The organism is Pseudomonas sp. HY13-MNA-CIBAN-0226 (assembly GCF_040310305.1).
In the GTDB taxonomy this organism is placed as follows: domain Bacteria; phylum Pseudomonadota; class Gammaproteobacteria; order Pseudomonadales; family Pseudomonadaceae; genus Aquipseudomonas; species Aquipseudomonas gregormendelii.
Genome location: NZ_JBEOPS010000543.1, coordinates 1 through 243, shown reverse-complemented (window position 1 = coordinate 243; position 243 = coordinate 1). Strand labels below are relative to the sequence as shown.

At 57.6% G+C, this 243-nt stretch carries 1 pseudogene; it reads left to right on the top strand.

What is annotated here, in order from left to right:
* Positions 1 to 243 (top strand): annotated as a pseudogene (locus AAEZ05_RS29830) (hypothetical protein); the annotation flags it as partial.

Genomic DNA, 243 nt, shown 5'->3' with positions numbered 1-243 from the left:
TTAGGGGTGGTGGAACAACTGGCTACCAACAAGGACAACGCGGCGAACGCCACCAGCTTGAGCGGTTTTTTGAACGGCGATACCCGCATTACTTGTTGCCCCGTGCTTGAACCAGCTCATCTGACAGCTGATGCACGGCCATGGCGTACCGTGCTGGGCAAGAATTACTTCCCGCTGCAGGAATCCAAGACCTACGTGCAATCGGGCACCGCGTCCTGGTACGGCACCAAGTTCCATGGCCAG